Raw genomic sequence first — 22,566 nt, 5'->3', positions numbered from 1 at the left:
CCATCGTCCCCGGCCGAGGCGGTCGATGCGCTTCTGCGCGAGGCCCTGGCCGGCTCCGGTCCCGACCGGCCGAGGGGTGACGGACGCCGCGGGCACAGGCCGCGGGCGCCGATGCCGCTCGACCGGCACGGGGGCCCGCTCTCCGCCACCGAGCCGGCTCCTGCGCCACCGGCTTCCACGGCGGAGACGAAGGGGCTAGAGCCCTCTTGCGCCGAAGCGGAGACCGGTTCGGCGCAAGAGGGCGCGTCAAAACAAGAGCTTGAAGCCGCTCCCGATTGCAACGTGATCGGAAGCGGCTCCAGGCCGTGGGGGCGTCAGGCACTGGAACCGGGGGAACCTGCTGTGAGCGTCGGTCTGCTGGCCCTTCTCGATGATGTCGTCGCCCTGACGAAGGTCGCGGCGTCCTCTTTGGACGATGTGGCTGCGCAGGCCGCGAAGGCGGGGACCAAAGCCGCCGGTGTCGTGATCGACGATGCGGCGGTCACCCCCCGCTACGTCGTCGGCTTCTCGCCGGAGCGTGAACTGCCGATCGTCTGGCGGATCGCGCGCGGATCGCTGGTCAACAAGCTGGTGTTCCTGCTTCCGGCCGCTCTGATGCTCGGGGCCTTCGCGCCCTGGGCGATCACGCCGCTCCTGATGCTCGGCGGCTTGTACCTGGCCTATGAGGGCGCCGAAAAGGTCTACGAGATGATCGCGCCGCACGCGGAGCCCGACCGCGGGAGCGAGGCGAAGGCGGCTGCGCCGAATGCGCAGGTCCTGGAAGACCAGCGGGTGTCGAGCGCCATCAAGACGGACTTCATCCTGTCGGCGGAGATCATGGCCATCACCTTGTCGAGCCTGGATGTCGACACGGTGTGGGCTCGTGCCGTGGTGATGGCGGTGGTCGCGGTCGGCATCACGGTCGCGGTCTACGGCGCGGTCGCCCTGATCGTGAAAGCCGACGATGTCGGTCTGGCCCTCGCCGAACGGGGCGGCGGCGTGTCGGCGCTCGTCGGCCGCGCGCTCGTGCGCGGCATGCCGGGATTTCTGAAAGCGCTCGCCCTGCTCGGGACGGCCGCCATGGTCTGGGTCGGCGGCGGCATCATCGTCCACGGCCTCGCGCACTACGGAGCCGCCGGTCCCGAGCACGCGATCCACGCGGCGGCGACGGCGGCGGGCGGGGCCGTGCCGGCAATCGGCGGGGCGGTCGCGTGGCTCGTGAGGGCGACCGGGGCGGGCGTGATCGGGCTGCTCGCCGGCTTCGCGCTGATTCCGCTGGCCGGCAGGATTCTGGCGCCGGCCTGGAAGGCCGTGGCGGGGCTTCTTCCGGCGCGGCGCAAGGAAGCCTGATCCGACGGCCGCCGGCCCTTCGCCGCACGATCCTCGGCAAGGCGGAAAGCGGCGCCTGCCGGCGCCGGCCTTGCGGCCAGGAGGTGACGGGATCGACGAAGTAGGCGGCGACGGACGCCGCCCACGCCTCGGCCCGGACGGTGACGGGCCGGCCGGCCCGTCGTGCCGCTGCGTCCAGCCGGGCGTGTTCGTCCATGGTGGCGGCAACCACCCTTTTCGCCTGAGGTCCGCGAGCGTGCGGTGCGGCTGGCGCCGAGCGGGCTCCCGGCACGCCCTGGCGGTCGAGACCCATCCGCACGGGCAGGGGGGAGGCTCCTCTCGGGGATGAAGGCCGTCATTGTTTGAAATTGCAATATTTTCATATGATATGATTGAATCGTCGTTGACATCGAATTCGAGCTGCCGCTAGATATCGAACGCGCTGGGCGCGGGTCCCTGACCTGCGCGTCCGAAGGATCACGGACACATCCTTGCAGGGTTAGAGATGTCTATAGGACCCGAACTGGCTTCGATTGAGCAGATCAAGGCGATCGCGGCGGAAAACGGCTTCTCGCTCACCGATGCGGAGGCGGAAGAGTATCGGGCAATGATGGCGGGCGCCATCAAGTCCTACCGCCGTCTTGAGGCGTTGCCCGAACGCAAGCTGCCGGTGAAGTATCCGCGCACCCCCGGCTGGCGGCCGTCCGCGGGCGAGAATCCCCTGAACGGGTGGTATTGGCGCTGCGAGATCGAAGGCGCGACGGGGGGGCTCCTGAAAGGGGAGCGGGTCGCCATCAAGGACAGCGTCTGCGTCGCCGGCGTACCGATGATGAACGGCTCGAAGGTTCTCGAAGGTTACGTCCCCGATGTCGACGCGACGGTCGTGACCCGTCTGCTGGACGCGGGCGCGATCATCGCCGGCAAGGCGAACTGCGAGGATTTCTGCTTCTCCGCCGGCGGCATGACCTGCAGTTCCGGACCGGTCGGCAATCCCTGGAAACCGGACCACAATCCGGGTGCCTCCTCGAACGGGTGCGCCGTCCTCATCAGCCTGGGCGCGGTCGACATGGCGATCGGCGGTGACCAGGGCGGATCGATCCGCCTGCCGTCCGCGTGGTCGGGCTGCTACGGCCTGAAGCCGACCTACGGCCTGGTCCCCTATACGGGCTGCGCCATGATCGAGGCGACGATGGACCATGTCGGCCCGATGGCGAGCAGCACCGAAGGCATCGCGAGGCTCCTGACGGTCATCGCCGGCCACGACCCCCTCGATCCGCGCCAGCAGGGACGCATCGATCCCGGCTTCGAGGCCGATTACATGTCCGCCCTGTCGCGCGGCGTCCGCGGCATGAGGATCGCCGTCCTCAAGGAGGGGTTCGGTCAGGACAACACGTCGATCGGATTGCTGTCGTCCGACGCGGAGACCGATGAGTGCGTCGAGACCGCCCTCGATCGCCTCCGTTCTCTGGGGGCGACCGTCGAGGAGGTGTCGATCCCGATGCATCTCGACGCCTATCACATCTGGTCCGCCATCGCCGTCGAGGGCGCCGCGGCCTTCATGCTGAAGGGCTGCGGCGCCGGCAGCAACTGGCACGGCTGGTACAATACCGGGATGAGCGAGGCTCTTGCCCGCGGTCTGAAGGCCCGCGCCCAGGACATGCCGCCCACGGTGAAAAACGTTCTTCTCCAGGGCGAGTACATGCGCAAGTTCTACCATGGCCGTTATTACGGCAGGGCACAGAACCAGCGCCACCTCGTGAACGAGGCCTACGACGCGGTGCTGGCGAACTACGACGTCATCGCCTGCCCGACGATCCCGTGCCGCGCGACGAAGATGGTCGACCGCGACGCCGGCCCGCTGGAAACGGTGGCGAACATGCTCGGCAGCGTCAGGAACACGGTGGTGGCCGATGTGACCGGGCACCCTGCGATCAGCATCCCGTGCGGCGTTCGCGATGGTCTGCCGATCGGCCTCATGCTGACGGCGAAGCATTTCGACGAGGCGTCATTGGTCGCGGCATCGGCGGCCCTCGAAAGAACCGGCGACTGGAAGACGATGTAGCTGCGGCCGACTCTTTCGGAACATGGCAAATCATTCATCGGTATGTATTGGTTTTTACCGTTCCGACCCAGTTCGTCGTCTTGAAACGATGTGACCGAACCCTCTTCGTGCCGGCCCGGGCCTGGCATGAGGGCCTTCGGGATCGAGGAGGATCCAAGGTCGGCACGGGAGGGATGTGCAGGGTCCCGCAGCTCGGGCGATGGGTTTCGTGTCTGCATCAAGTAGAAAATTCAACGGTACATAATTCATCGGTTTGGCACGGATCGGGAGCGATCCCGTCTTGTTCGGCGCGACGGTCGGCACGCGCAGGACCGCTCCATGCGCCGTTCGGCGTGGCATCGCGACGCGCGGATTTCGAGCACCGGCCGATCGGGGTCGGGGCGTCCTTCAAGGGGGCAATCGATAGGGGATGGCCTTGTTCTCGCTCTTCGGAAAGCTCCGGCGCACGCTCGCTCTCGCGACGATGCTCACGCTCCCCCCGAGCACGGCCGCTCTCGCGGTCGATCTCAATGCGACGGATTACGTGCCGCTCCCCGTGGGGACGAACGTGTTCGTGTCCTACACGACGTTCGCGACGCGCGACGGCTTCAAGGACAAGAACGGATTCGCCATCAAGACCGACACGCATCTCGACTCGCTGGTCGAGATCGCCCGCGTCATCCGGTACATGGACATCGCCGGCTTCACGGTCGCCCCCCAGATCCTCGTTCCGGGCGGCTCGCTCTTCAACGGCAGCCTCGGCGGCGCAGGCCTCCGCTCGGCGGGAGGATTGGGCGATCCCATTCTGGCCGCCCCCGTCTGGCTCATCAACAGCGAGAAGTCCGGCACTTATTTCGCCATCACACCCTATGTCTTCGTGCCCCTCGGCAGTTACACGCCCGGCGCCACGCTCGATCTCGGTGAGAACCGCTGGAGGGCGAACGTTCAGGCCGGTTTGGCGCAAGCACTCGGCCCGGATTTCCTGACCCAGCTTTCGGGTGAAGTCCTGTTCTACGGGGACAACAAGGATGCGGCCGCGACGCCCGGCTCCGTTCTCACCCAGAAGAACACCTTCCAGTTCCAGGGCTGGTTGTCCTATGTCCCGCCGAGCGACAAGACGTGGCGGATCGCTGCAGGGTACTCGCAGCTCTGGGGCGGCACGCAATTCCTGAACGGGATCCCGACCGGTACCGCGACGAGGGCGCAGCAGATCCGCTTCGAAGTCGGCAAGTTCCTGGCGCCCGATTTCCAAATCCTGGGACAGGTGCAGCGCGATCTGACCGTGCGCGGTGGTTTCAAGGAAGATCTGCGCGCCATGCTTCGCTTGGTGAAGGTCATGTGAGCCCGCTGAAAAGGCACCGTACGTCCTTTGAACGTCACCCTGTGGAGATCAAGCGCATGACCAGCTCCCCTCCGGCATCCCTCGCCCCGTCCACGGACGGACCGGTCCGCATCCCGGCCGAGGAACTGCTGCCCTGGGCGGTCTTCACGGGTCTGATCTCCCTCCTCCTGATCTATTTCCTCGGAACGGAACAGGGCGCGGCGGCCCTGTTCTCAGGCGGCTACGTCCACGAATTCGTGCACGACGCGCGCCATCTGCTCGGCTTCCCTTGCCATTGAGCCCTCTCCCGGGGCGCCTCCTGCGTTCCGGTCCGGTTCCGCACGACTTCACGGGTCAGCACCACCGAGCATGGTAAGGGATCTGCTTCTGCGCGGCATGCTCGCGGGCATCGTCGCGGCCCTTCTGGCCTTCGCGTTCGCGAAGGGGGTCGCGGAGCCCTATGTCGACCGGGCGCTCGCCGTGGAGGAAACGCTGGGTCGCGCCGCCGGCACGGCGCAGGGCGGCGAGGCCCCGATCGTCAGCCGGGCCACGCAGGCCGGCATCGGTCTCCTCACCGGGCTCGTGCTCTACGGTGCGGCGCTCGGCGGAAGCTTCGCCCTGGTCTTCGCCTTCGCGCACGGCCGGCTGGGGCGGATCGGGGCCCACGGTGTCGCCGGGCTGATCGCGCTGGCGGGCTTCGTCGCGATCGTCTTGGTTCCCGGCCTCAAGTACCCCGCCAATCCGCCTTCCGTCGGAGATTTCCGCACGATCGGCCACCGTACGGCGCTGTTCTTCTGGATGGTCACGTTCTCCGTCGGCGCCATGGCGCTCGCGGTCGCGGCATCCGGGTGGATGCACAGGCGTCGAGGGTCGTGTCGAGGGGCATGGGGCCCGGCGGTCTGCGCCGGCCTGTCCTACGGGGTGCTGGTCGGGGTCGCCGCGCTCGCCATGCCGGCGATCGACGAGGTTCCCGAGGGATTTCCGGCGGCCCTGTTGTGGGACTTCCGGCTGGCCGCCCTCGGCGTCCAGACGGTTCTCTGGGGGGCGCTCGGCCTCGCGTTCGACGCGTTGACCGGGGGACGCCAGAGCGCGACGGCGCGGGGGTCGAAGGGGCGATGATCCATGTCGTCACCTTCGTGTGCAGAGGTGCGACCGCCGCCCTCCGCACCGGGCGGTTCGGTGAGGACGACCCGCTGGATGAGCGTGCTGCGAGGGAGGCCGAGGCCCTCGCGAACCTGCTGCCGGCCTCCGATCGGGCCTGGACCGGGCCGGACCGCGCGTCGCGCCGGAGTGCGGAGGCCCTTCGGCTCGACGCGGTCGTGGATCCGGCGCTCCGCGATCTCGATTACGGGGCCTGGACAGGTCGAACGATCAAGGAGATTCGATCCGAGGCCCCCGACCTCCTCGCCGCCTGGGTCGTGTCCCCGGCGACCGCCACCCCACCCGGCGGAGAACCGATCGGCCAGTTGGTGGCACGCGTCGGACGTTGGCTCGCCGGCCGGAGAAACGGAGGCGCCTCGATCGTGGTCGCCGCCGCGGCCGTCGTCCGGGCGGCCGTCGTCCATGCGCTCGATGCCGGCGAGGCGTCGTTCCCGCGCCTCGATGTTCGTCCCCTCAGCCGGACCGAGTTGACGAGCGATGGACGCCGCTGGAACGTGAGAGCCTTCGGCCGGCTCGACTGAGAGCCTGTTTGACTGCAGTGATCCCATCTCGCCCCTCATCCTGAGGTGCCGCGTGAGCGGCCTCGAAGGATGCTCCAGATCCCGCGCGGTTCCTGGAGCCCCCTTCGAGGCCTCCGCTGCGCTCCGGCACCTCAGGATGAGGGTTCAGGATGGGAGCAGGATCTTCCTCTCGCCTTGCCGTTGCCTGACGAAGACACGTCGGCCGGTCAAACAGGCTCTGAGACAAGTTCTGCCGCTTGCCGAAGGGTCGATGCCGGCCGGATCGCGAAGGTCGGCTGCTTGCAAATACAAGAATCTTGCAAATACAAGAATAAAGCAGGGGACGGAACAGATGAACGGCAGCGCGATTGCAGCAGACCATCCGGCGACGGGAGCCTGCCGACCACCGGGAGGCCGTGTCGAAGTTCGATTATCGAGACGCCTTCGATCACCTCTTTCCGGAAGGAAGGGGGCGGGTCAACGCCTGTCATACCTGCTGCGACCGCCATGCCGGGGATCCGGGCCGCGTCGCGCTCCGCTACGGGACGACGGACGGCACCGTCCGGGACATCACCTTCGCCGAACTGGTCGTGCAAGCCGCCAAGCTTGCGGAAGTGTTCGCCCGGCGCGGCGTCGGCAAGGGCGACCGCATCGCCGGGCTGCTGCCCCGCACACCCGAACTGCTGATCACGATCCTGGCGACATGGCGCCTGGGCTGCGTCTACCAGCCGCTGTTCACCGCCTTCGGTCCGAAGGCCGTCGGGCAGCGCGTCAGGGATGCCGGGACGCGCATCCTCGTCACGGACGCCGCCAACCGCGCCAAGGCCGCGGATGTCGCGGACCTGTGCACGATCGTCACCGTGAGTGCCGGGAGCGGCGGGACGGATCTGGACTTCTGGGCCGCGTCGGAGGCCATGCCCGGCGGGGCCGTACCGGTGCCCTGTGACGCGGAAGATCCGTTCCTGATCATGTTCACGTCGGGAACGACGGGGCCGGCCAAGCCGCTGCTCGTCCCGATCAAGGCCATCGTGGCCTTCGTCGGTTACATGCGGGACGCCGTGGATCTCCGTCCGGACGACCGGTTCTGGAACATCGCCGATCCGGGTTGGGCCTACGGCCTGTACTACGCCGTGACCGGCCCCCTCGCCATGGGACATGCGACGTGTTTGGTCCCGGCATTTGGTGGAGCGGGTTTGACCTGAAGCGGCCGGGCTCAGCGGACCATGCCTTGCAGATGGCTTCGTAGGGCGTGAGGCCGCGCAGGGTCTTCAAACGGCGTGCGAAGTTGTAGGCGCTGACAAAGTCGGCCAAGTGCGCACGGAGTTGCGCGTGGCTGTCGTAATGGTAGCGCTTGACCGTCGCGTCCTTGATCGTGCGGTTCATCCGCTCGACCTGACCGTTCGTCCAGGGGTGGCGCGGTTTGGTCAGCCGATGGTCGATATCGTTGCGGGCGCAGGCAAGTTCGAAGCTGTGGGCTCGGAAGGTCTCGCCGGCTACAATCGCCTCCTTGATGACGGAAGCGGCCGAGGCGACGTTGCCGGGCGTGGTGAAGTGGGTGCCGTTGTCGGTGAGCACCGTGTGCACCTTGTAAGGCACGGCCTCGATGAGATGGCGGAGGAAGTCACCTGCGACCCGCCGCGTGGCCTTCTCGTGGAGCTCAACGAAGGCGAACTTGGTCGTGCGGTCGATAGCGACGAGCAGGTAGAGTCGCCCTTCGGCTGTGTGAACCTCGGCCAGATCGATGTGGAAATAGCCGAGCGGGCAGGTCTTGAAGCGTGACCGCTTGGGCTTGTCACCGTCGACCTCCGGCAGTCGGCTGATGCCGTGGCGCTGCAGGCACCGATGCAGCGACGAACGGGTCAGGTGCGGGATCGTCGCCTGGAGCGCGTAGAGGCAGTCGTCCAACGGCAGGAGCGTATGGCGGCGAAAGGCGACGACGACCGCCTCGTCCTCCTGTGACAGCACCGTCGAGCGGGGATCCTTCGGACCCGTGCGCTGATCGGCGACCGAGGTCCGCTGCCGCCACTTGGCGACCGTCTTCCGGTTGATCCCGTAGCGCTTCGAGAGCGCCCTCAGGCTCGCTTGACTATGCTGGATCGCTCGACGGACTGCCTCCGTCGTGGTGGCGCTGCCGTGAAGAACTTGGCCCATAGCGCGTCCCTCCACTCCAACGTGAAGAGTGCACCATCAAACCCTGGGATCAAACACCTACCGAACGATCGAGCGGCTCGGCATCACGAACCTGGCCGGCTCCCCCACGGCTTTCCGCCACCTGATCGCGGCCGGCCCCGAGGCTGCGGTCGCCGTCAAGGGAAGCCTGCGCGCCGTCAGCAGCGCCGGCGAGCCGCTGAATCCCGAGATCATCCGCTGGTTCGCGGAGCATCTGGACACGACCATCCACGATCATTACGGCCAGACGGAGCTCGGGATGGTCCTGTGCAACCATCATGCGCTGGCCCATCCCGTCACGCACGGCTCCGCGGGTTATGCCATCCCCGGCCACCGCGTGGCGGTGGTCGATGCCGTCTGCGCGGAACTCGGTCCCGGCGAGCCGGGCATTCTGGCCCTCGACCGGGCGCGGTCGCCGCTGATGTGGTTCACGGGCTACTGGCAGCGTCCGACACCGGCTTTCGTCGGAGACTATTACCTGACCGGCGACACCGTCGAACGCAACGGGGATGGCAGCATCTCCTTCGTCGGCCGCTCGGACGATGTCATCACGTCGTCGGGCTATCGGATCGGCCCGTTCGAGGTCGAGAGTGCGTTGATCGAGCATCCGGCCGTCGCGGAAGCGGCCGTCGTCGGCAAGCCCGATCGGCAGCGAACGGAGATCGTCAAGGCCTTCGTCGTCCTGAAAGCCGGTATCCAAGCCGACGCCGCCCTGGCCGAGGCCATCCGGGACTCCGTGAAGACGCGTCTCTCCGCGCACGCCTACCCGCGCGAAATCGAGTTCGCCGATCGTCTGCCCAAGACGCCGAGCGGCAAGCTGCAGCGCTTCGTCCTGCGCAATCGGGAGGTCGCCAAAGCGGCCCTCGAAGCCGCGACCGAGAGCTGAACCCCGCGCCATGGCCGGGCCGGTGGGACGGCGTATCGCGAAGGGAACGGGAGATGCAGGTCGATCCGATCGTCATGCTCGGGCACGACCGGTCCACCCGAGACGCGCAGGACGCATACGCCCTCGAATCCCTGGCCCGCGCCAAGCGCGCCGCGCAGGCGGGCGCCTTCGCCGACGAGACCGTCCCGGTCGGTCGGCGCGGACGTGCGAGGGACCGCAAGGCACGGCCCGACAAGATCCCGACGCTCAAGCCCGCGTTCCCTCCGGACGGCACCGTGACGGCCGCGGGCGCCCCGTCGCCATGGCGGAGAAGCACGGGGTCGCTCGCGTCCTGGTCAACTGCGCGGGCGTCTGCCCGCCGGACGTTCAGAGCCGCCTCGGCGCCGCCGTGCCCTTCCCCTCCCGGTTCGGACGTCCCGACGCGTACGCCCGGCTTGTCATGGCGATCCTGGGCAATCCGATGCTCAACGGCGAGACCATCCGCATCGATGGCGCCCTGCGCATGCAGGCCCGCTCGCGCATCGTCCCGGAAATCGGCTCCAGGACGATGCGCTGGACTCGTTCTTGCATCGTCTTTTCGCGGTGATCCCATCTCGCCCCTCATCCTGAGGTGCCGCGTGAGCGGCCTCGAAGGGTGCTCCAGATCCCGCGCGATTCCTGGAGCCCCCTTCGAGGCCTCCGCGATGCTCCGGCACCTCAGGATGAGGGTCGAGATGGGAGTAGGACCTTGCCTTGCCGTTGCCTGACGAAGACACGGCGGCCGGTCAAACAGGCTCTCAAGACAAGCCGGAGGCCACCTTTCGGGACGATGCTCTCAGGGCGTCGCGCGCGGTAGAAAGCAGAAAGCCGCCGCCCCGGCGCGCGGCGGGTCCACGGCTCGCCGACGTCGCGGATCGAGCGTGTCGAGTGCCGGTCCGCGGCGCATCGCCCGCACCCGTCGCCGGGACATCGAATTGCCGCCGGCACAACGTGCCGTATAGGTGTTTGCGATAGAGAAGGCGCTCGGTCTTCGGTGAAACGCCTTCCCGCCGCGCGAGAAAGCACTGCCACAAGGCTCGACATGACGGCACCGCGTGGCCGAGTGTGGCGTGACGGCGAACAAAAGGGTCTCGGTCGCTCGGATGATACTGTTCAATCGTGAATTGCTCTTCGTTCACAATCCGAAGACGGCCGGAACCTCGATGCTCAGGTATCTGAATTCGGTTCTGCCCGAGGTCCAGACCGCCGATGTGCGCAAGCTGGACAGCAACCACCCTTCCCTGTCCGTCTCCCTCGGATACGCCTGTGCCGCCCTGGCCCAGCCGCCTTCGGCGTTCAAGCGCGTGCTCGTCATGACGCGCAATCCCTTCGACCGGGAGGTCTCCGTCTACGAGCATTACCGGCAGAACCTGCAATACGCGTCGGTTGCCGACGATCTGAACAGTCCGGTGCTGCTGGAGGCCGTGCACCAGGCGGCGCGGTTGCCCTTCGGCGAATACCTGCAGTGGCTCTGGGACACGCACGGGACCTGCGACCTCTGGAACACCGAGAGCTATCACCGGATCGAGGAGACCTTCGCCCTGCCGCAGCTCGCCATCGTCAGGACGGAGGAACTGGAGGCCGGACTGCCCGCGGCCCTGGAGGGCGTCACCCTGCGGGCCGGAGAGGCGTTGCCGCGCATCAACACCACGTCGCGCGCGGCGGCCGCCGCCTATTACGACGCCTCGTCCCTCGACATCGTGCGCAGATCCTATGCCTGGCTGTTCCGCCGGGGCCTCTACGACGCGGACGACGTGCCGTCCGTCCGGTCCTGAGGGCGCTCTTCCAGGACAGGCCGGTGAGGGATGGCTGCCTGACATTCTCCTGCCGGCCCCGTCGGCTCGGCGAGGCGGCCCGGAGGCATGCGGTGGGAACACTCACCGGCAACGGACGCCGCTCGACGAAGACCGTCAAGACCCTGATGCGCGCCGGTCCGGCCGCCGCGCCGGCCCAGGCGGACCAGCCCTGCAAGGATGGGATGCCGATCGAGGGCCGCACAAGCTCGCCGAGGCCGGCTACGGCGACGTCGCGCAGCATCGAGGCCGATGACGGCGTGTGGACGGTCGAGGCCTCGCGCGACGGCCGGAGCGTCGAGCGGGCCCGGCAGCGGAGCGACGATCGAGGCTGCGCGGGGGCGGGCCCCCTGCCCCCGCGCAACGCCCCTGCGCGATGCGGGTAGTGGTCTGCGCGGCCGGTTGGGGCTAGAAGCGGCGTCCGATTCCGATCCGGCCGATGATCGCCGGTCCGAATTCGCCGGTCCTTGAGGCGCGCCTCCCTTGCCATTTCCGTCCCTGCCCTCCCCCCTCGCACGGGCGCTCGCCGAGCGCAGCTATGCCGAGCCGACCCCCGTCCAGCAGGCGGTGCTCGACGCCGCGCCCGGGCGCGACCTGCTCGTCTCGGCTCAGACCGGCTCGGGCAAGACCGTCGCCTTCGGCCTCGCCATCGCCGGCACCCTGCTCGGGACCGAGGAGACCCTGCCGCCGCCGGGCGCGCCTTTGGCCCTCGTCATCGCCCCGACCCGCGAACTGGCGCTGCAGGTGCAGCGGGAGCTGACCTGGCTCTACGCCCAGACCGGGGCCCGCGTCGCCGCTTGCGTCGGCGGCATGGACCCGCGCCGCGAGGCCCGGGCGCTGGAGGCCGGCACCCACATCGTCGTCGGCACCCCGGGGCGCCTGCGCGACCATCTCGAGCGCGGCCGGCTCGTCACCGACGGCCTGCGCGCCGTCATCCTCGACGAGGCCGACGAGATGCTCGACATGGGCTTTCGCGAGGATCTCGAATTCATCCTCGCCGCGACCCCGCAGGACCGGCGCACGCTGCTGTTCTCGGCGACCCTGCCGAAGGCGATCGTCGCGCTGGCCGAGAGCTACCAGCGCGAGGCCCTGCGCCTCGCGGTCGCCGGCGAGACGCGGGGCCATGCCGACATCGTCTACCGCGCGGTTCGGGTGATGCCGCGCGAGATCGAGCACGCCGTGGTCAACGTGCTGCGCTACGTCGATGCGCCGGTGGCGATCGTGTTCTGCAACACCCGCGACGGGGTGCGCCACCTCCAGGCCTCGCTGACCGAGCGCGGCTTCTCCGCCGTCGCCCTGTCGGGCGAACTCGGCCAGGGCGAGCGCAACGCGGCGCTCCAGGCCCTGCGCGACGGACGCGCCCGGGTCTGCGTCGCCACCGACGTCGCCGCCCGCGGCATCGACCTGCCCGGCCTCGACCTCGTCATCCACGCCGACCTGCCGCACGATGCCGAGGTGATGCAGCACCGCTCCGGCCGCACCGGCCGCGCCGGGCGGAAAGGCACGAGCGTCGTGCTGGTCCCGGCCGCCCGGCGGCGGCGGGCCGAGCAGATGTTCGCCATCGCCAAGGTGAGCCCCGACTGGAGCGGCCCGCCGAACGCCGACGAGATCCGCGCCCTCGACCGCGAGCGGATGATGTCCGACCCGCTGCTCTCCGAGCCGGAGACGGAGGAGGAGCGCGAGTGGGAGCGCGACTGGGCCGAGGCGCTGCTCGAACGCTTCTCCCCGGAGCGCCTCGCCGCGGCCTTCGCCCGCCTCTACCGCTCGCGCATCCCGGTACCCGAGGAGGTGACCGACCCGGCCTACGAGGTGGGCCGGCGCCCGGACACCCGCGGCGGCGTGCCGGTCGGCGCGCCGCGGGTCGGCGAGGACGAGCCGGCGACGTGGTTCCGGCTCAATCTCGGCCGGCACGACCGGGCCGAGCCGCGCCGCCTCTTGCCGATGCTGACCCGCCGCGGGCAGATCGGCCGCGGCGATATCGGCGCGATCCGGATCTTCGACCGGGAGACCACCTTCGAAGTGCGCAGCAGCGCCGCGGAGGACTTCGCCGCGGCCTTCGCCCGGCGCGGGCCGCCGGATGTCCGCGTCGAGCGGATGCAGGGCGAAGCGCCGGCACCCGCCAAGGGCCCGAAGAGCCCCCGCGCCCAGCGCCATCGCCGCGAGGCGGGCAAGGCGCAGCGGGGCGGATAGAGCCTCGTCCCGAAAGGTGGCCTCCGGTTTGTTCGAAAAGACGGTGCAGGAACAAGCGTCGAGCGCATCGCCCTGGAGCCGGTTTCCGGGACGATGCGCGAGCGGGTCGATCCCGAGGCGCGGGATTTCGGGGGTCGAGCCGGGTCGGCGTGCGGGCCTGAACGACGCGAACGCCTCATCCGGCCTGCGTCGCGGTCCGGATCGCTTCGGCTGAAGCCTCGCGATGACGAACGGCGGCGGAAGCCTCTGCCGCGCGGCGCGTCATTGGCCGCCGAGCAGGCCGTTGACCGCGGAATCCCAGCCCTCGCGAATCTGACGGCCACCCGGGATCTTGACGCCGAGCAGTTCCGGCTCGTCCGGGGCGTCTTGGGCCGGCTGCGGGGCGGGGGCCTGAGCCGAGGCGGTCTGCGCCGGCTGCGCCTCCGCGGTCCGGTTGCGCGCCGGCGGAGCGAGCCTGTGCCCGGCTTCGGATTGGGTCGTGTCAGGCTTGGAGGCGACGGCCTTGGCCTCCGTCCCGGCGGCTTCCCTGGCCTTCGGGGCGGGCAGCGACACGAACCGGGCTGGCTGCTCCGTCTTGGCCTTCACCGTCTTGGCCTTCACCGTCTCGGTCCGGCTCGGGGGGAGCGGGATCGCGACCCTGGCCGGGCCGACGGACGCCGCCGTCCGTGCCGCCGGCGGCACCGTGGGCGCGGGCTCGATCGGCAGAGCCGCTTGCGCGGGCGTCGGAGCCGGAACGGACGCCTGAGCCGGCGCGACGGGGATGGATCGGACCGGGGTGGCCGGGGCCGGTTCGGCTGCGGGCCGGCTCGCTTGGCGCAAAACTGGCGGCGATGCGGCGGGGGCTTCGGCCAGTGCCGGAACGCCGTCCTTCAGGTCCGGCCATTGCGAAGCGACCGGCGCGATCCGCACGGGCTTGGCCCGCGGACCGGCGAGATCGGAGAAGAACGAGAAGGCGCCGAGCGTGAAGGCGAGCAGGGTGACGCCCCCGCCTGCGAGGACCGCCATCGCCTTCAGCCGCGGACGGAATGTCGGCCGGCCAGCGGGCCGGCGGGTCTCGGACGGGTGGATCGCCACCGACATGCGGTCGGCCTCTTGCACGTTGTTCCCCTGCGACAAGACGGCCTCGGCAATGCGGCGGCAAGATGTCCGGCGGTGCCTGAGAAGAATTCAAGCACCCGCCGTCCATGCGAATCTGGTGGATACACGCGCAACGGCCGGCCTCCGGCGCGTCGTGCGCGCCTCGGCCAAGTCTCGTCCCGGTCGGTTCCCGTGCGGGATCTTTAGGGGAAGCGGTTTAACGGAGCGTGTCGGTCGGGCCGGGCCGGTCGGCGCGCGTGGACATCCGATCATAAGAAAAACATCAGTGTGACGTGCGACCTCGCGGCACGGCGTCGGCATGGACTTTCGCCAGGTGATCGGCCACGGTGCATCCCGTGCCGAAAGAGCAGGAATCCGAGACTTTTATCCGATGTCGGCTTGCCGAATAGTCCCGGGCCCGAGGGGTCCGCGGCGCCATCGGCGGGCGGTGGCCTGATCGATCGCGAGGGCCCGTGCCGATTCCATCCGCGACGCAGCCGTCTCTCGCCTCCGCGATGGCGCGATCCGTTTCCGATCCGGCGCCGCGCGCGGCGCGGCCGGAGGCGGCCGTGCCGTTCTGGGCCGGCTGGCCGACGCGCACGCGCCTGATCCTGGCGGTGCTCGCCATCGACATCGCCGCCGTCCTCGCCTCCTGCGGCGTGATCGTGCTCACCGCCCGCAGCGCCGTGCAGGTCGAGATGGCGGCAAGCCTCTCGACCGTCGAACCGCTGGTGGCCGACACCATCCGCTCCCTGCGCAGCCCCAGCCCCGAGAGCGTGCTCCACACCCTCGACCTGCGCTTCCAGTCCCTGCGCCACGTGCGCGTGACCATCCTCGACGCGGAAGGGCGGCGGGTCGGCTTCGGTCCGTCCGAGCGGGGGCGGGTGCGCATGGCGCCGCGCTGGTTCGTCCGGCTGATCGCGCCCGAGCCGCGCCGGCACGACCTGCCCATCGCCGTGAAGGCCGAGCGGATCGGCACCGCGGCGATCACCACGGAGCCGCGCGACGAGATCGAGGAGGTCTGGGGCTATGCCCGCTCGCTCGCGCTCGCCGGCCTCGTTCTCAACCTCGCGGTGCTGGCCGCCCTCTATCTCGCTCTCGGCCGCATCCTGCGGCCGCTCGGCTGCCTCGCCGACGGGCTGACCCGGCTGGAGCGCCACGACGACACCGCCCATCTCGATCCGCCGGCCTCGCGCGAACTGGCGGTGATCGCCGAGCGCTTCAACCGGGTGGCCGGCGCCCTGGCCGAGGCGCGGGGGGCCAACGGACGGCTCAACCGGCAGCTCCTGACCGCCCAGGACGACGAGCGCGCCCGCATCGCCCTCGAACTCCACGACGAGTTCGGCCCCTGCCTGTTCGCTCTGGAAGCGAACGCGGCCTCGGTGGCGCGGCTCGCGGCGGCCTCGGGCGAGATCGACCGCACCCGGCTGGCGGCGCGGGCCGGCGACATCGGCAGCATCGTCGGGCAGGTCCAGACCCTCAACCGCGGCCTGCTCAACCGCCTGCGCCCGCACGGGCTCGGCGAGGTGCCGCTGACGGACTGCCTCGACCTGCTGCTGCGCGACTTCCAGCGGCGCCATCCCGACACCGCCTTCGAGGGCGTGTTCGAGGGATTGGCCCGGGGCTACGGCGACATCGTCGACCTCACCGTGTTCCGCTGCATCCAGGAGAGCTCGACCAACGCCGTGCGCCACGGCGGCGCCCGCCGCGTCCGCGCCCGGGCCGCCGAGGAGACCGACGCGGCCGGCGCGACGCGCCTGCGGCTGAGCGTCGAGGACGACGGCCGCGGCGTCGGCCCCGGCCACCGCGTCGGCCTCGGCCTGTCGGGGATGCGCGAGCGGGTCGAGGCCCTGGGCGGCCGGTTCGCCCTCGGCCAGGCCGCCCTTGACGACGGCCCCTCCGGAACGGTTGTCCGGATCACCCTACCGATCGATCCCGAGCGCGACGGGGACGAGGCTTCGTCCTCGCCCGCCGCGCCGCAACCCGAGTGATGCGTGGACGATGAACGCGCCGGTCAGCACCTCCCTGGCGAAGGCGGGCCCGCACAAGGGCTCCCCCCCGCCCGTCCTGGTCGTCGATGACCACCCCATCGTCCTGCAGGGCTGCCGCCGCGTGCTGGAGGATGCCGGGATCGAGACCGTGGTGGAAGCGACCGGCGTCGTCTCCGGTTACCGCGCCTTCCACCGTCTGCGTCCGCCGGTGGTGATCTGCGACCTGACCTTCCAGGGCAGCGGGCTGGCCGGCCTCGCCCTGATCCGGCGCATGCGCGCCGTCGCGCCCGAGACCCGGGTGCTCGTCTTCTCGATGCACAACGATCCCGTCATCGTCTCGCGGGCGCTGGAGGCGGGCGCGCTCGGCTACGTGCTGAAGGACCACGCCTCGAGCGAGCTGTTCCAGGCCTTCGAGCGGGTGCGGGCCGGCGACGTCTTCCTCGACCGGCGGCTCGCGACCGAGGTCGCCATGCTGCGCGCCGACCCGCGCCGCACCCCGGAGACGCAGTTGACGCCGCGCGAGCAGCAGATCCTCGCCCGCCTCGCCCAGGGCAAGTCCTACGGCGCCATCGCCGCCGACCTCTCGGTCAGCTACAAGACCGTCACCAACGCCTGCTCGCAGATGCGCCAGAAGCTCAGGGTGCGCACGCTGGCCGAACTGATCCACGTGGCGGTGACCCAGGCGCAGCGGCAGGGCTGATCCTTTCTCGAAGCGACGGAGCGCCGTTCTTGGCCGACATCACCTCTGCCGCGTCCTTCTCGCAAGAAGCCTGGGCCCGCAACCGCGCGGCCTACGAGACCATCCGCACCATGCCCTTCAACGCGGAACTGGCGGAGGGCTCGCTGAGCCCGGAGCGCTTCCGCCGCTACATCGTGCAGGATGCGCACTACCTGTTTGGTCCCGGCATTTGGTGGAGCGGGTTTGACCTGAAGCGGCCGGGCTCAGCGGACCATGCCTTGCAGATGGCTTCGTAGGGCGTGAGGCCGCGCAGGGTCTTCAAACGGCGTGCGAAGTTGTAGGCGCTGACAAAGTCGGCCAAGTGCGCACGGAGTTGCGCGTGGCTGTCGTAATGGTAGCGCTTGACCGTCGCGTCCTTGATCGTGCGGTTCATCCGCTCGACCTGACCGTTCGTCCAGGGGTGGCGCGGTTTGGTCAGCCGATGGTCGATATCGTTGCGGGCGCAGGCAAGTTCGAAGCTGTGGGCTCGGAAGGTCTCGCCGGCTACAATCGCCTCCTTGATGACGGAAGCGGCCGAGGCGACGTTGCCGGGCGTGGTGAAGTGGGTGCCGTTGTCGGTGAGCACCGTGTGCACCTTGTAAGGCACGGCCTCGATGAGATGGCGGAGGAAGTCACCTGCGACCCGCCGCGTGGCCTTCTCGTGGAGCTCAACGAAGGCGAACTTGGTCGTGCGGTCGATAGCGACGAGCAGGTAGAGTCGCCCTTCGGCTGTGTGAACCTCGGCCAGATCGATGTGGAAATAGCCGAGCGGGCAGGTCTTGAAGCGTGACCGCTTGGGCTTGTCACCGTCGACCTCCGGCAGTCGGCTGATGCCGTGGCGCTGCAGGCACCGATGCAGCGACGAACGGGTCAGGTGCGGGATCGTCGCCTGGAGCGCGTAGAGGCAGTCGTCCAACGGCAGGAGCGTATGGCGGCGAAAGGCGACGACGACCGCCTCGTCCTCCTGTGACAGCACCGTCGAGCGGGGATCCTTCGGACCCGTGCGCTGATCGGCGACCGAGGTCCGCTGCCGCCACTTGGCGACCGTCTTCCGGTTGATCCCGTAGCGCTTCGAGAGCGCCCTCAGGCTCGCTTGACTATGCTGGATCGCTCGACGGACTGCCTCCGTCGTGGTGGCGCTGCCGTGAAGAACTTGGCCCATAGCGCGTCCCTCCACTCCAACGTGAAGAGTGCACCATCAAACCCTGGGATCAAACAACTACCTCATCGGCTTCGGCCGGGCCCTGGCCCTCGCCGCCGCCAAGGCGCCCCGTCCCGACCGGATCGTGCAGTTCGCCCGCGGCGCCGAGACCGCGATCGTGGTCGAGCGGGCGCTGCACGGCGGCTTTTTTCAAGCCTACGGCATCGATGCGGAGACGTTCGCGGCCACGCCCTTGTCTCCGGCCTGCGACCACTACGTCGCGTGGCTGATGGCGTCGGCCTACGCCGAGCCCTACGAAACCGTGCTCGGCGCGCTCCTGCCCTGCTTCTGGATCTACGCCGAGGTCGGCCGCGACATCTTCTCCCGCGCGCGGCCCGACAATCCCTACCGCGCCTGGATCGACACCTATGCCGGCGAGGCGTTCGGCGCGGCGGTGGCCGCGATGATCGCGGCGGCCGACGAGGCGGCCGCGGAGGCTTCGCCTCCCTTGCGCGCCCGCATGCACGCGGCCTACGCCCACGCCACCCGCCTCGAATACGGGTTCTGGGATGGGGCCTATCGGGATCTGACTTGGCCTATCGGGATCTGACTTGGCCTATCGGGATCTGACTTGGCCGATCTGATCGCGCGGCGTTCACGCGCGTTGCAACTTGGCCGTTTCCTTGCAGGGCGATGTTGCGACGGGCCGTCGCGTGCGCGATGGTTCTGCGATCGATCGGAGAAACGGCTCGGGCACCTCGCGGAGAGGGCCGAGGCTGGCATGAGGGTGAGCGGACATGGCGTCGGGTTTGGCGAGTGACCTTTTCCGGATCAAGACGCTGGAACGGCTCAATGCCGACGCGGAGGCCGGCGAGAACAAACTGGAGCGCCATCTCGGCCCCTGGAGCCTGGTCGGGCTCGGCATCGGCGCGGTGATCGGCGCCGGCCTGTTCTCGCTCACCGGCATCGCCGCGGCCGAGCATGCCGGCCCGGCGGTGACGCTCTCCTTCGCCATCGCGGCGATCGGCTGCGCGCTCGCCGGCATGTGCTACAGCGAGCTCGCCGGCATGATCCCGGTGGCGGGCTCGGCCTACACCTACACCTACGCCACGATGGGCGAGTTCGTCGCCTGGATCATCGGCTGGGATCTCGTGCTCGAATACGCGGTCGGCGCGGCCACCGTCTCGGTGAGCTGGTCGCGCTACGTCACCCGCTTCCTGCGCGACTCGCTCGGCATCAACCTGCCGGGCTCCCTCGTGCACTCGCCCTTCGAGACCTATCAGCTCGCCGACGGCACGGTGGCGCACGGCCTCGTCAACCTGCCGGCGATCCTGATCGTGGTCGCGGCCTCGACGCTGCTCATCATCGGCATCCGGGAATCGGCCCGGGTCAACGGCGTCGTGGTGATGATCAAGCTCGCCGTGGTGTTCACGGTGATCGGCGTCGGCCTGTTCTACGTCAAGGCGCAGAACTACACCCCCTTCCTGCCGGCCAACACCGGCACCTTCGGCGAGTACGGCTGGAGCGGCGTGATGCGTGCGGCCGGCGTGGTGTTCTTCGCCTATGTCGGCTTCGACGCGGTCTCGACCGCGGCGCAGGAGGCCAAGAACCCCCAGCGCAACATGATGATCGGCATCCTCGGCTCGCTGGCGATCTGCACCGCGCTCTACATCGCCTTCGCCGGCGTGCTGACCGGCCTCGTCCACTACGAAGCCATGCGCGGCGACGCCGCCCCGGTGAACACCGCCATCGCGGCGACGCCGTATCCGTGGCTCAAGGGCCTCGTCACCTTCGGCGTGATCTGCGGCTTCTCGACCGTGATCCTCGTGCTCCTGCTCGGCCAGAGCCGGGTGTTCTACTCGATGTCGCAGGACCGGCTGCTGCCGGCCTTCTTCTCGGCGATCCACCCGACCTGGAAGACGCCCTACCGCTCGAACCTGTTCTTCATGGTGTTCACGAGCGCGCTGGGCGGCTTCCTGCCGATCTCCCAGCTCGGCCACATGACCAGCATCGGCACCCTGCTCGCCTTCATCCTCGTCTGCGCCGGCGTGGTCATCCTGCGCCGGACCCAGCCCGACGCGCCGCGGGCCTACCGCACGCCGCTGGTGCCGTTCGTGCCGATCCTCGGCGCGCTGTTCTGCCTCGCGATGATGCTCTCGCTCGACGGCGAGACCTGGCTGCGGCTCGTCATCTGGCTGGCGATCGGCCTCGTGATCTACTTCGCCTGGAGCCGCAAGCACAGCCGCATCGGCCGCGAGGAGGGTGCGGGCGCGACGACGGCGTTGTGAGTTCGAGGCCGGTCCCCGCCGAGCGGGGACGATCGACCGCGCATGGCGGCGATGGCCGGACATCGGCGTGACGGAAGATCCCGTCCGGCCCGCGCCGGGCGGAGCTTGTTCCGGAGCATCGTCCCGAAAGGCGGCTGCCGGCTTTCGGAAGAAGACGATGCTCTATCCGGCCTTGGGGATCGCGGTGACGAAGCGCGCCGGGCCCGCTGTATCCTTGATCCAACCCGTCCGGATCACCGGATTGCGGCCATCCGGCGTGATGAGCGGGCCGACCACGTTCCAGCGCTGCCCGTAGATGTCGCTCGGCAGCGGTGTCACGAGGCCGGTTTCCGGATGCCGGTCGATCGCATCGACCAGTCGTTGCGGGTCGTCGGGATCGAAGCCGTATGCGGTGAAGAACGTGTAGCGACTGAGCGACTTCGCGGTTCGGCGGCTCAACAGATAATCGGAGATCTTCTCGAAGCGGACGATGCGAACGCGGAGGGGATGGTCCGCTTCCAGCAAGCGCTACCTGCCATCGATGTCGTCCAGTTCGGGTGCCCTGACGGTCACGATGGCATCGAAGGGCTCGGCGATGTCGACGACATAGGCCTCACCGCCCTTCAGAACCTCGACGATCGTGCCTGAGGCTCCCGCCGGCACGAGTTCACCGTCCCAGGACTTCTGGTCGGTGCGCAGGGCAACGGTGCTCAGCAGCCCGCGAACCGTGGAACGGTCCAGCACGGACTCTTCGAATCGGATCGGCCGCGTCATGTCCGAAAGGTAGGGCTTTGCGGGCGTGTTGGCAAAGCCTTCGAGGTCGTGGAGCGGAATGTCGGAAACCCGCGCCTCGGCCAGTCGCCGGTACGCATCACCGGTGCGTGGAAGGAAGTCCGGCTCGCCTCAGGCCCGGCGCGCGAGGGCCAGAACCGGCGGATCGGCCAGCGGCACGATCGGGCGGCCGACTTCGATCGACTGGCGCTCGCGGGCGATGAAGGCGGTCGGCATCACCGCCTGCATCTCGGCCTCGACCTTGCGCAACTGCGCGTCCGAATGCGCCGGGTGCAGGTGGATGATCGCGAGCGCCTTGGCGCCGGAGCCCTTGGCCAGCTCGACGCCCTTCTGCCACGTGGAGTGGCCCCAGCCCTTGCAGCAGGGATATTCGCCCTCGGTGAACATGCCGTCGTAGACCAGCAGGTCGGCCCCCTCGACGAAGCGGCACAGCTCCGGGTCGGGCCAGTCGGCGCCGTGCTCGATGTCGCTGATGACGCAGAGACGCTTGCCGGCATGGTCGAACCGGTAGCCGGTCGAGCCCTGCGGATGGTCGAGCAGGATGGTGTCGACCCGGCTGCCGTCGGCGAAGGTCAGCGGCTCGCCCGCGCGGAAGCCGTGATGCTCGAAGGTGCAGGGCAGCACGTCGAGGGTCACGGGAAACAGCGGCGGCGAGAACAGCCGGCCGAGGGCATCCTCGGCGCTGGCCCCGCCGAGATTCCCGCAATAGGTGTGGATCGTGCACCCGAGATCCATCACCACCGGCTTGAAGAAGGGCAGGCCGGCGGTGTGGTCGAGATGCAGGTGGCTGAAGAGCAGGTCGATGTCCCGGGGAAGGCTGTCGCGGCAGCCGCGCCCGAGGGCGCCGAGGCCCGAACCGGCATCGATCACGAACAGGCGGTCCCCGCAGCGGATCTCCAGGCACGGCGTGTTGCCGCCGAACTCGGCCGTGTCCGGGCCGCTGACCGGCGTGGAGCCGCGGACGCCCCAGAAACGCAGGACGAGCGCGTCGCCCTTGGCTGGATATGGCAGGGTCATCGATCGGTACCAGTGCCCGGCAGCGTCCCGGGCTTTCTCGGGTGGCAGCGGCGCCGCCGCACGCATCCGCGCACGTCTTCGCGGCTGTCCTTCGGCCCCTGTTCGGGAACGGAGTGTACCGCGCTGAGATGGGGGGCCGCCATTCGGGTCCGTGTGCGTGCACGCACACGCCGATT

General features: G+C 69.2%; 18 protein-coding genes and 5 pseudogenes. 17 read left to right on the top strand and 6 right to left on the bottom strand.

The annotated features are described in order from the left end of the window. Positions 1 to 342: 342 nt before the first annotated feature. The 7 genes from PGN25_21720 to PGN25_21690 all read left to right on the top strand — a co-directional run bounded on the left by PGN25_21720 (position 343) and on the right by PGN25_21690 (position 7,533). A complete protein-coding gene (locus PGN25_21720; protein MEH3120128.1) occupies positions 343 to 1,329 on the top strand; it encodes a DUF808 domain-containing protein in 987 nt (328 codons plus the stop codon). Positions 1,330 to 1,813: 484 nt separating this feature from the next. Further along, the gene (locus PGN25_21715; GenBank protein MEH3120127.1) at positions 1,814 to 3,370 is read left to right on the top strand and encodes an amidase; all 1,557 of its coding nucleotides are present in this window, start codon (positions 1,814 to 1,816) and stop codon (positions 3,368 to 3,370) included. Positions 3,371 to 3,779: 409 nt separating this feature from the next. After that, positions 3,780 to 4,691 carry a transporter gene (locus PGN25_21710; protein ID MEH3120126.1) on the top strand — a complete coding sequence of 304 codons (912 nt, stop codon included), beginning with the start codon at positions 3,780 to 3,782 and terminating at the stop codon, positions 4,689 to 4,691. 56 nt (positions 4,692 to 4,747) lie between these two features. Further along, positions 4,748 to 4,969 (top strand): CbtB-domain containing protein, encoded by a 222-nt coding sequence (locus PGN25_21705; GenBank protein ID MEH3120125.1) that lies wholly within the window; start codon positions 4,748 to 4,750, stop codon positions 4,967 to 4,969. A gap of 70 nt (positions 4,970 to 5,039) precedes the next feature. Further along, on the top strand, positions 5,040 to 5,789 hold the full coding sequence (locus PGN25_21700; protein ID MEH3120124.1) for a CbtA family protein: 750 nt from the start codon (positions 5,040 to 5,042) through the stop codon (positions 5,787 to 5,789). After that, on the top strand, positions 5,786 to 6,352 hold the full coding sequence (locus tag PGN25_21695) for a histidine phosphatase family protein (protein ID MEH3120123.1): 567 nt from the start codon (positions 5,786 to 5,788) through the stop codon (positions 6,350 to 6,352). The genes PGN25_21700 and PGN25_21695 overlap by 4 nt, the downstream gene beginning before the upstream one ends. Positions 6,353 to 6,747: 395 nt before the next feature. Next, positions 6,748 to 7,533: an AMP-binding protein gene (locus PGN25_21690; GenBank protein MEH3120122.1), complete on the top strand. Its 786-nt coding sequence runs from the start codon at positions 6,748 to 6,750 to the stop codon at positions 7,531 to 7,533. Here the strand turns inward: PGN25_21690 and PGN25_21685 are convergent. Continuing rightward, positions 7,496 to 8,482, bottom strand: a pseudogene (locus PGN25_21685) (IS481 family transposase). The gene PGN25_21690 and the pseudogene PGN25_21685 overlap by 38 nt on opposite strands. Positions 8,483 to 8,534: 52 nt before the next feature. Between PGN25_21685 and PGN25_21680 the strand changes: the two are divergent. From PGN25_21680 to PGN25_21660, 5 genes and pseudogenes are all read left to right on the top strand, one after another. After that, positions 8,535 to 9,386 (top strand): annotated as a pseudogene (locus PGN25_21680) (AMP-binding protein). Positions 9,387 to 9,460: 74 nt separating this feature from the next. Then, a pseudogene (locus tag PGN25_21675) lies at positions 9,461 to 9,667 on the top strand (acetyl-CoA C-acetyltransferase). 74 nt (positions 9,668 to 9,741) lie between these two features. Then, positions 9,742 to 9,900: pseudogene (locus PGN25_21670) on the top strand (3-hydroxyacyl-CoA dehydrogenase). Positions 9,901 to 10,567: 667 nt separating this feature from the next. Beyond that, positions 10,568 to 11,179: a hypothetical protein gene (locus PGN25_21665; protein MEH3120121.1), complete on the top strand. Its 612-nt coding sequence runs from the start codon at positions 10,568 to 10,570 to the stop codon at positions 11,177 to 11,179. A gap of 501 nt (positions 11,180 to 11,680) precedes the next feature. Beyond that, positions 11,681 to 13,387 carry a DEAD/DEAH box helicase gene (locus tag PGN25_21660; protein MEH3120120.1) on the top strand — a complete coding sequence of 569 codons (1,707 nt, stop codon included), beginning with the start codon at positions 11,681 to 11,683 and terminating at the stop codon, positions 13,385 to 13,387. 261 nt (positions 13,388 to 13,648) lie between these two features. Here PGN25_21660 and PGN25_21655 read toward each other — a convergent pair whose 3' ends face one another. Further along, complete coding sequence (locus PGN25_21655; protein ID MEH3120119.1) at positions 13,649 to 14,503, bottom strand: hypothetical protein; 855 nt, start codon at positions 14,501 to 14,503, stop codon at positions 13,649 to 13,651. Positions 14,504 to 14,937: 434 nt separating this feature from the next. Here PGN25_21655 and PGN25_21650 point away from each other — a divergent pair, with 434 nt between their 5' ends. The 3 genes and pseudogenes from PGN25_21650 (at position 14,938) to PGN25_21640 (ending at position 17,349) form a co-directional block, all read left to right on the top strand. After that, positions 14,938 to 16,455: a histidine kinase gene (locus tag PGN25_21650; GenBank protein ID MEH3120118.1), complete on the top strand. Its 1,518-nt coding sequence runs from the start codon at positions 14,938 to 14,940 to the stop codon at positions 16,453 to 16,455. A gap of 10 nt (positions 16,456 to 16,465) precedes the next feature. Next, positions 16,466 to 17,155 carry a response regulator transcription factor gene (locus PGN25_21645; protein MEH3120117.1) on the top strand — a complete coding sequence of 230 codons (690 nt, stop codon included), beginning with the start codon at positions 16,466 to 16,468 and terminating at the stop codon, positions 17,153 to 17,155. A gap of 29 nt (positions 17,156 to 17,184) precedes the next feature. Then, positions 17,185 to 17,349 (top strand): annotated as a pseudogene (locus PGN25_21640) (thiaminase II). On the opposite strand, the gene PGN25_21635 reads toward PGN25_21640, so the two are convergent. Next, the gene (locus PGN25_21635) at positions 17,343 to 18,335 is read right to left on the bottom strand and encodes an IS481 family transposase (protein ID MEH3120116.1); all 993 of its coding nucleotides are present in this window, start codon (positions 18,333 to 18,335) and stop codon (positions 17,343 to 17,345) included. The pseudogene PGN25_21640 and the gene PGN25_21635 overlap by 7 nt on opposite strands. 28 nt (positions 18,336 to 18,363) lie before the next feature. Here PGN25_21635 and PGN25_21630 point away from each other — a divergent pair, with 28 nt between their 5' ends. Next, positions 18,364 to 18,924 (top strand): thiaminase II, encoded by a 561-nt coding sequence (locus PGN25_21630; GenBank protein MEH3120115.1) that lies wholly within the window; start codon positions 18,364 to 18,366, stop codon positions 18,922 to 18,924. Between the two features lie 187 nt (positions 18,925 to 19,111). Further along, the gene (locus tag PGN25_21625; protein ID MEH3120114.1) at positions 19,112 to 20,602 is read left to right on the top strand and encodes an amino acid permease; all 1,491 of its coding nucleotides are present in this window, start codon (positions 19,112 to 19,114) and stop codon (positions 20,600 to 20,602) included. Positions 20,603 to 20,764: 162 nt separating this feature from the next. Here the strand turns inward: PGN25_21625 and PGN25_21620 are convergent, their stop codons facing one another. The 3 genes from PGN25_21620 to PGN25_21610 form a co-directional block, all read right to left on the bottom strand. After that, positions 20,765 to 21,106 (bottom strand): hypothetical protein, encoded by a 342-nt coding sequence (locus tag PGN25_21620; protein ID MEH3120113.1) that lies wholly within the window; start codon positions 21,104 to 21,106, stop codon positions 20,765 to 20,767. A gap of 3 nt (positions 21,107 to 21,109) precedes the next feature. Then, on the bottom strand, positions 21,110 to 21,355 hold the full coding sequence (locus PGN25_21615; GenBank protein ID MEH3120112.1) for a DUF4926 domain-containing protein: 246 nt from the start codon (positions 21,353 to 21,355) through the stop codon (positions 21,110 to 21,112). 129 nt (positions 21,356 to 21,484) lie between these two features. Further along, positions 21,485 to 22,390: an MBL fold metallo-hydrolase gene (locus PGN25_21610; protein MEH3120111.1), complete on the bottom strand. Its 906-nt coding sequence runs from the start codon at positions 22,388 to 22,390 to the stop codon at positions 21,485 to 21,487. Positions 22,391 to 22,566: the final 176 nt, after the last annotated feature.

This window comes from Methylorubrum populi, from assembly GCA_036946625.1.
GTDB classification, from domain to species: Bacteria; Pseudomonadota; Alphaproteobacteria; order Rhizobiales; family Beijerinckiaceae; genus Methylobacterium; species Methylobacterium populi_C.
The sequence above is the reverse complement of the archived record's forward strand: the minus strand, read 5'-3'. Positions and strand labels throughout refer to the sequence as shown.

Excerpts from the sequence above, each read along its gene's own strand:
- PGN25_21715 (MEH3120127.1), top strand. The coding sequence starts at position 1,814 with ATGTCTATAGGACCCGAACTGGCTTCGATTGAGCAGATCAAGGCGATC.
- PGN25_21710 (MEH3120126.1), top strand. The coding sequence starts at position 3,780 with ATGGCCTTGTTCTCGCTCTTCGGAAAGCTCCGGCGCACGCTCGCTCTC.
- PGN25_21705 (MEH3120125.1), top strand. The coding sequence starts at position 4,748 with ATGACCAGCTCCCCTCCGGCATCCCTCGCCCCGTCCACGGACGGACCG.
- PGN25_21700 (MEH3120124.1), top strand. The coding sequence starts at position 5,040 with ATGGTAAGGGATCTGCTTCTGCGCGGCATGCTCGCGGGCATCGTCGCG.
- PGN25_21695 (MEH3120123.1), top strand. The coding sequence starts at position 5,786 with ATGATCCATGTCGTCACCTTCGTGTGCAGAGGTGCGACCGCCGCCCTC.
- PGN25_21665 (MEH3120121.1), top strand. The coding sequence starts at position 10,568 with ATGCTCAGGTATCTGAATTCGGTTCTGCCCGAGGTCCAGACCGCCGAT.
- PGN25_21645 (MEH3120117.1), top strand. The coding sequence starts at position 16,466 with ATGAACGCGCCGGTCAGCACCTCCCTGGCGAAGGCGGGCCCGCACAAG.
- PGN25_21635 (MEH3120116.1), bottom strand. The coding sequence starts at position 18,335 with ATGGGCCAAGTTCTTCACGGCAGCGCCACCACGACGGAGGCAGTCCGT.
- PGN25_21625 (MEH3120114.1), top strand. The coding sequence starts at position 19,112 with ATGGCGTCGGGTTTGGCGAGTGACCTTTTCCGGATCAAGACGCTGGAA.
- PGN25_21615 (MEH3120112.1), bottom strand. The coding sequence starts at position 21,355 with ATGACGCGGCCGATCCGATTCGAAGAGTCCGTGCTGGACCGTTCCACG.
- PGN25_21610 (MEH3120111.1), bottom strand. The coding sequence starts at position 22,390 with ATGACCCTGCCATATCCAGCCAAGGGCGACGCGCTCGTCCTGCGTTTC.